Origin of the sequence: Fervidicella metallireducens AeB (assembly GCF_000601455.1) — a bacterium.
GTDB lineage: Bacteria > Bacillota > Clostridia > Clostridiales > Caloramatoraceae > Fervidicella > Fervidicella metallireducens.
On sequence record NZ_AZQP01000157.1, the window covers coordinates 1 to 648 of the forward strand.

A 648-nucleotide genomic window follows, 5' to 3' on the forward strand; every position below is an offset into this window, starting at 1 on the left:
TGAAGGCGGTCGCTCTTACCCGGGGAGGTCTGATAGATAAGTTATGGATATGAATTTAGAAATAACAACCCATGCAGTGATGTATGGCTGAACTATCAGAAGTCAGCAGAGGTCATAGTACCACGTAATACGCGTTAGCGTGGGAAGGACTGAACAATAGGAGGTTTCAGAATTTTGAAAGACACGAAGAAATATGATGAAAGCAGACAACTTCATGAAGAAGGCTATCTATATAAAAATAGAGTGGAACTCAAAGATAATGTAGAAGTGCATAGTATTTCTTCCATGTCCAATAAAGGAAGAAACGATGTCAATGAATACGGTAGTGACATACTTGAGCAAATATTATCAAGGGATAATATGAACAGTGCATATAAAAGAGTAAAAGCCAATAAAGGAAGTCATGGGATTGATGGTATGACAGTAGATGAACTTCTACAATACCTAAAAGAACATGGACAGGAATTAAGGCAATCACTACTGGAAGGAAGATATAGACTACAACCTGTCAGGAGAGTGGAAATACCAAAACCTGATGGAGGGAAGAGATTACTTGGGATACCTACTGTAGTAGACAGAGTTATTCAGCAAGCTATCGCTCAAGTTTTAACACCTATATATGAAAAGAAGTTTTCTGATAATAGCTAC

The 648-nt window shown here is 37.8% G+C and carries 1 pseudogene; it reads left to right on the forward strand.

The window, feature by feature from the left end:
* Nucleotides 1–174 precede the first annotated feature (174 nt).
* A pseudogene (locus Q428_RS14260) lies at nucleotides 175–648 on the forward strand (group II intron reverse transcriptase/maturase); the annotation flags it as partial.